Below are 1,492 nucleotides of genomic sequence, written 5' to 3'. Positions count from 1 at the left end.
ATACACAAATCCCTAAGCCACGCTTAGGGATTTTTTTGAACTATTTTTAGGTTCCATGATCTGATCATCTAAGCAATGACAAGGATGATTATCATGACCTATATAGAGCCAACCCTTTGGGCACAAAAACAGTTCGGTCAAGCCCACCTTAATGACCCAAGACGCACTCAAAGACTCGTTGCTCTCGCAGCTTCACTGGCCGAGCAACCTGGCGTACCTGTCTCGAAACTCATTATCTCTCCTGCTGAAATGGAAGGGGCTTATCGCTTCATCCGTAATGAGCAAATCAAAGCAGAAGATATCGCAGAAGCGGGATTTTATGTCACCGCACAAGAAGCATTAGAGCAACAAACACTTCTTGCCTTAGAAGACACCACTTCTCTCAGTTACTCCCATCGCAGTATTCGAGATGAACTCGGGCACTCCAATCAAGGCAATCGACATCGAGCGATGTTCGTACACTCAACCTTACTTTTTGCTCCCGACACTCAATCTGTGATTGGTTTAATTGAACAACAGCGCTGGACTCGTGATATAGAAAAGCGAGGTCAAAGACACCAGCATGCGACTCGACCATACAAAGAGAAAGAAAGTTATAAATGGGAACAAGCCTCTCACCATGTCGCTGAGCGACTTGGCGATAAAATTTCGGATGTCATTTCTGTGTGCGATAGAGAAGCCGACCTATTTGAATACCTCACTTACAAGAGAGAGCAACAACAAAGATTCCTCGTTCGCTCAATGCAAAGCCGCTGTATTGAAGAGCATGATAATCGTCTTTATAGCTATGCCTCTACCCTGTTATCAGCCGGAGAAAAAGTACTCGAAATACCGCAAAAAGGCGGTCGTAAAGCTCGCAAGGCTCATTTAGAGATCAAATATGCGCCTGTGACACTCAAGTCACCTGCAAACAAGAAAGAGTTCGATAACATTCCACTTTATTACGTAGGGTGTATAGAACAAGGAGAGGGTAGCGATAAGCTCGCATGGCACTTACTGACTTCAGAGCCGATAACGAGCAAGGAAGAGGCACTCAAAATCGTCAGTTATTATGAACGGCGATGGCTGATAGAAGATTTTCACAAAGTCTGGAAAAGCGAAGGGACTGAAGTTGAACAACTGAGAATGCAAAGTAAGGACAACTTAGAAAGGCTCAGCGTTATTTTGGCTTTTATCGCGACTCGGTTACTCCAGTTGAGGTTTATGAATGAATCAGACGAGTTATCTAAGACCAGTTGTGAGCAGGTATTAAAAGGCAAAGCATGGAAGTTAATGTGGCTCAAGTTGGAGAAGAAAGAACTACCGAAAGAAGCTCCGAATATATCATGGGCTTACAGAGGTATTGCGCGGTTAGGTGGCTGGAAGAACACCAAGCGAACAGGTCGCGCTTCTATAAAGACGTTATGGCAAGGATGGTTTAGGCTACAAACCATCCTTGAAGGGTATGAACTCGCTAAGTCTCTTGATTAACCAGACTTGTGATCAAGAGACA

General features: G+C 44.3%; 1 protein-coding gene. It reads left to right on the top strand.

Annotation, left to right across the window (positions count from 1 at the left end):
• Positions 1-93: 93 nt before the first annotated feature.
• On the top strand, positions 94-1,470 hold the full coding sequence (locus tag UA76_RS09625; RefSeq protein ID WP_047045391.1) for an IS4 family transposase: 1,377 nt from the start codon (positions 94-96) through the stop codon (positions 1,468-1,470).
• Positions 1,471-1,492 lie beyond the last annotated feature (22 nt).

The sequence above is a fragment of the Vibrio mexicanus genome, from assembly GCF_001012815.1.
GTDB lineage: Bacteria > Pseudomonadota > Gammaproteobacteria > Enterobacterales > Vibrionaceae > Vibrio > Vibrio mexicanus.
The sequence above is the reverse complement of the archived record's forward strand: the minus strand, read 5'-3'. Positions and strand labels throughout refer to the sequence as shown.